This is a genomic window from Flavobacterium sp. FlaQc-48, from assembly GCF_044007335.1.
GTDB lineage: Bacteria > Bacteroidota > Bacteroidia > Flavobacteriales > Flavobacteriaceae > Flavobacterium.
In genome coordinates, this window is sequence record NZ_JBIPCR010000037.1 from 1 (window position 1) to 5729 (window position 5729).

Annotated in this window: 3 protein-coding genes and 1 pseudogene; 2 read left to right on the top strand and 2 right to left on the bottom strand. The window is 36.7% G+C overall.

Going from position 1 to position 5729, the window contains the following annotated elements; genetic code table 11:
- The first annotated feature begins 401 nt into the window (after positions 1 to 401).
- On the top strand, positions 402 to 1628 hold the full coding sequence (locus tag ACHRWY_RS27425) for a hypothetical protein (protein WP_395359191.1): 1227 nt from the start codon (positions 402 to 404) through the stop codon (positions 1626 to 1628).
- Positions 1619 to 2647, top strand: a complete 1029-nt coding sequence (locus ACHRWY_RS27430; protein WP_395359193.1) for a PQQ-binding-like beta-propeller repeat protein — start codon at positions 1619 to 1621, stop codon at positions 2645 to 2647. The genes ACHRWY_RS27425 and ACHRWY_RS27430 overlap by 10 nt, the downstream gene beginning before the upstream one ends.
- Positions 2648 to 3782: 1135 nt before the next feature.
- On the opposite strand, the gene ACHRWY_RS27435 is transcribed toward ACHRWY_RS27430, so the two are convergent.
- Positions 3783 to 5237 carry a glycosyltransferase gene (locus ACHRWY_RS27435; RefSeq protein ID WP_395359195.1) on the bottom strand — a complete coding sequence of 485 codons (1455 nt, stop codon included), beginning with the start codon at positions 5235 to 5237 and terminating at the stop codon, positions 3783 to 3785.
- A 232-nt stretch (positions 5238 to 5469) separates the two neighbouring features.
- Positions 5470 to 5729, bottom strand: a pseudogene (locus ACHRWY_RS27440) (peptidase C39); the annotation flags it as partial.

Below are 5729 nucleotides of genomic sequence, written 5' to 3' on the forward strand. Positions count from 1 at the left end.
GGGTAATGACTCCAGGGAATTCTGGGTAAGGGCCGAAGACCGAAATAAAAATACCGCCATCTTATACGATGATTTAGGTTTGGCAGAATACGAGGCCATCGAAGCCTTTAAGCGTTTTGATTATTAAGGAAACCAACACATTACCGTATGAGTTTTTAATTTTCGTACAAAATCAAAACATTTTTAATCAAATTTAAAAGTCTGAATTTTAATTCATTTTTATCTTCGTACGAATAATAACGATACATCACAAATAGTTGAATATTAGCAAAAACCTACAAAAGACCTACTTTTTTAACACATTAAAACAGCAATTTTCTGTCAATATCCTTGTTTAACACAAGTATATTGATAGTTTTGCGTTTTGATCAGCAAACCCCAAATTTTACTAACAAATACCTATGAAAAAAAAACTTTCTCATTTATTACCCTTTGTGATATTCGCAAGCCTGATTGTAGGCTGCAGCGATGACGATTCGAAAGGAGACGGCTACCAGGCCACTTATCTGCCTGCTATTGATGCAACAACTTTACCGGCTGGAAATCGTCCGATGACGATGTTTGAAGATGCCGAAAGCCCGGCAAAAATGTATGATAACAAAGACCGTTGGTTTCGTGTGAATCAGCCGATGCAAATCATTCAAAAAGGAAAAGATTCGGTACAGGTTTCCCTTTATTCCCCGGTGGGACTTAGCGATGTAAAAGTCTATGCCAAATTAGCCAACTACGACAAACGATTTTTAATTTATGAGTTTTCTAAAGTTCCGGCTTTTCACCGTTCTTTTCATCAAATTCCTTTAGTAGAAGGAAAACATGATTACCAGTTAGAAAACGGAAAAACGGTTACGATTGACAAAATCGACGGATTTTCTTCCGGAGCAATCGAATTTTCGGTAGAATCAACAGATCCGTTATTTGCCAAATTCAAAAAAATTAAATCCGCGAGACTCGTTCAGTTTAGTGATCAGTACCATAAAAATGAACTTGGAAAATACTTGCCTATGAACCCTGTTTTGGCCAAAGAAGCCATCACGATGATTATCAATTTCTCATACGCGATCAGTCACCCTTTGTATTATGATACTTTCATGAACTTTGACCGATACAAAAAAGAGCAGGCCGAAACAGCCGGAACAGCTATAAATGGTGCTTTAAACTGGCACGGAAACGCTGAAGACAAAGACGGGGTTTACGATTATTTAACCAAAGCCCAAATCGAACAGGCCTACAATACTTATATCGACAGCAGAACTTTGAATATGGCGATGGTAGGCGGAGATTCAGCCTGGGGAGGCGGTCCTTTGGCCTCGCAATGGGAATCAGGTTATGTAACCGGGCATTGGGTAGGAGAAATGTCGGTTTGGTCACACGAATATTCACATCACAGTGGGTATAGCCATACTAGTAATTTAGCCAATAGTGGCGAAGGCGGTGGTCAGCAGGAAATGCTAACCGATTTTTATAAATACCTGATTTCTTTAAATGACCTTCCGTTTACAGATCCTGACGTATTAAAGGGATACACGAAGACAGCATATTTAACAGGTACATATAAAAAACCGGTCTTTAAGATTAATCCCAAAAATCCATTTTTACTAAAATACAAAGGAGAAGGAAAATGGAACTAACCTACAAAACGATCATGAACAAAATACCCTTTTTACTACTAGTACTTTGCCTGTTTACCAATTGCAGCAAAGATTCGGCAGATGCAGAACCTACGACTTATAATTATTACTATCCAACAGAGGAAGCATCGATAACCGCCGCTCAAATTGGAACTGGAACCGGAACTTTAGATCCTAAAGGAATCACGGTTGCCAACGAAAAATTATATGTAGCCAATGGCGATGTCCTTGAAGTTTTTAATGCCGTAACTCTGGCACATATCAAAACCATTGCCGAATATAAAAAAGGAACTACGACAATTGCGTTTACCAAAATTTCTTCTGTTACTGTTGATAATGGCAGAATTTATATCGGAAGCGTTGATTCCAGGCTTTTTGTAATCGATGAAGCGACAAATGCCGGAATCAATACCGTTGGAAACGGGCAATGGTGGACTACTTTTGTACACGTTTTTGGGGTTGTAGTACGAGACGGATTGGTTTTTGTAAAAGAAAAAGAAACTTCGATTAAAGTTTTTGAAACTTCTCAAATTACCGAAACCAGTGACTGGAATTTAAAGCCTATTGCCAGGCTGAATACCTTAAATGGTTTTGATCAGGTGTATTCACTGGATGTTGATGCCGGAAATTTAGTAGTTGCCGGAAGAGATGCCAAAAGCTATTTGTATTACAATATTGCTGATATCAAAGCCAATGCTGCAAAGTCTCTTACCGAACCAATAGCTCCGGTAACGGCAACTTTTGATGCTAAACCTATTGCGGTTAGTTTTACGAAAGACTGGGCTGTTACCTCAGAAAATGTGGGAAGCACCAATTACTTACGTCTTTATCCAAAAGCAGACTTCATGACCCGCAACTTTACCCCAACTGTAAATGCATCTGATATTTTAGGACAAAATCCGTTTGGAAGTATCGTTGGTGTGGCACAATTGAACGATCGTTTGTTTCTGTCAGACAATACCAATAAAAAAATTAGGGTTTTAAAATTGAATAAATCTACTATTGCCGAGCAGAAGTAAATTTTTCTTAACCCCCTGTAAGTTATAAAAGAAATTTAAGTTTATAATAATTTAAGTCCAAAAAGCTCTAAAGTTACCACTTTAGAGCTTTTTTTATACGTTTGCCGGACTGGGAAATTCCGCGACTCCGGACGAAGTTGTGCTACGATAAAATTTGTTGGGTAAAAAGATTTTAACACATAGGGACATAGGTTTTATAGCAAAAAAAGGATGTAAAAAGAAACACGTTTCTTTCACATAGCCAAAACTATAATTTTTAAAATAAATGATAATACCTCTTCCTTACGTTTCCAAAGCCTATGTACCTATGTGTTAAAAAAAACGTCCACACTACAACAACTATGTGATTTTAAATAAATGAAAATGCCTCTTTCTAAAGTTTCCAAGCCTATGCCCCTATGTGTTTTAAAAAAAACGTCCACACTACAACAACTATGTGATTTTAAATAAATGAAATGCCTCTTTCTAAAGTTTCCAAGCCTATGCCCCTATGTTTTAAAAAAAACGTCCACACTACAACAACTATGTGATTTTAAATAAATGCAATGCCTCTTTCTAAAGTTTCCAAAGCCTATGCCCCTATGTGTTTAAAAAAACGTCCAAACTACAATAGCTATGTGATTTTAAATAAATGAAATGCCTCTTTCTAAAGTTTCCAAAGCCTATGCCCCTATGTGTTTAAAAAAACGTCCACACTACAACAACTATGTGATTTTAAATAAATGAAATGCCCCTTTCTAAAGTTTCCAAGCCTATGCCCCTATGTGTTTTAAAAAAAACGTCCACACTACAACAACTATGTGATTTTAAATAAATGAAATGCCTCTTTCTAAAGTTTCCAAGCCTATGCCCCTATGTGTTTAAAAAAAACGTCCACACTACAACAGCTATATGATTTTAAATAAATGAAATGCCTCTTTCTAAAGTTTCCAAGCCTATGCCCCTATGTGTTTAAAAAAACGTCGACACTACAACATCTATGTGATTTTAAATAAATGAAATGCCTCTTTCTAAAGTTCCAAAGCCTATGCCCCTATGTGTAAAAAAAAATCTCTCACTCCATAAAAAAAACTCCTGCCCAAAAAGAACAGGAGTTTTCAAAAACAAATCAATTTCTATTTTTAATTACAGTATTTTATACTAAACCACGTGTCAGCCAGCCTCTTTTATTGGCGGTAACAATGGCATAAGGTGTAATCCAGAATAAGCTAAAGGTGTAAAAAACACTATACGAATACGCCCAAAGCGAATCTGAAAAATTATATCTCTTAGCGTAAAACAAAACCGGGAAACTCGAAACGATTAATATTCCCAATAATGTAGAACTTAAAAACAATAGCGGATGAATGGCAATAAAAAAGAACATAAAAAGCATAAACGGATACGCCATAGCGATTCTTAATGCCTGGTTGAGCCATAAAAGTCTTGAACCAAATTTAGATCCTTCTCTAAAATCTGTAAATACATATTTTGCCATGGCGATGTTCTCACGTACATTACTTCTGCTCCATCTGATAAACATTTTGTACAATCCGGTGTATTCTTCCGGAACGTTTGTTAATACATAAGCATTTCTCTGAAACAATACATGCTGACCTTGTTTTAGGATCATGTTGGTCATCGCACGGTCTTCACCAATGTCAGACGGCTGCCCCATAAAAGTCTGGTTGATCCATTCGTCAAGACAAGCAAATACAGACGTTTTACGATATGCTGCCGCTGCACCCGGAGTACAAAGAACAGAACCTAATTTACTTTCTGCAGAGCGCATGAACTCAAAACTCATCACGAAACTTACATTCAGCATTTTTGGCAGGATGGCTTTTTTACTGTTCAGTACGTGAACGTTTCCGGCAACGGCTCCACATTTTTCGTCGACCACAAACGGACTTACTAAATTACGTAAAGTATCTTTTTTCACGATCGAATCACTATCTACCGTTACAAAAATTTCACCTTTTCCTAATTCAAATCCACGGTATAAGGCGTGACGTTTTCCGGCGTTTGCAGGTTGTTGAAAAATAGTCAGACGATCCCCTAATTTTATTTTGGCCTGTTGCATCCAGTACCAGGTATCATCTTTACTTCCGTCATCAACGGCTAATATCTCCAGTTTATGAGCTGGGAAATCACTTTCGGCCAGACTCAATAAAGTATCCCAAACCAGTTTTCCTTCGTTATATGCAGGAACGATTACGGTAACGGTTGGCAACAACTCATCTGTAACCGATTCGATTGGTTTGTATTTAAAAAACAAGTATAAGTTATACAGGAAAACTCCTGTCTGAAAGAAAAATAATAATCCTGCCACGATCAGGAATGGCAATCCCCAGGAAGAGTTCAGTCGCTCGATTTGAAACTGATCGAAATCATCCTGCAAATGGTATACAGAATAGGCTCCAACAAATAGTAAGGAAAAAGTACTCACGAGCACAAATAACCCAAATTTACTTTTGGTACGCTCGCTGACTTTTTTTGTTGTTGCATGATCATTACTAATACGAAAAATGGAACTGTTTAAGGCTTGTTTGTTACTAAGATCCGGATTCGAGGTATAAAATTGTTCGGTTGTTAGGGTTTCACTTTTCATATGACACTACTTTTTGATTGCTTGCTATGGGCTTTTATTTAATTTGCTTCCCTCCGATGCTTTATTTTCATTTACCGGAAAAGGAATTTACATTATCCCATTTTGCAAGCCTTGTGCCATTATCAGTTTTTACTGGTTTTGAGTCGTTTAGGTATTTCGGGTATTTTTGATGTGTGTAATTATTATACGTTTTTAGGATACAGTATACAGTTTTACTGGGGTTTTGGGAGGTTTAAACTAAACTTTGTTTTCTCCACAATTCGAAATATTTTTCTTTTTTTTCCAATAAATTGTCATGACTGCCAGATTCTATAACTTCTCCGTTTTGCATAACAAAAATTTTGTCAGCATTTGCAATTGTGCTCAAACGATGTGCAATAATAATTATAGTTTTTCCTTGTTTTTTGAAGTTATCTATGGTTTGTTTAACGATCATTTCAGAACTTGTATCTAATGAAGATGTTGCTTCGTCCATTAACAAAATATCCGGAT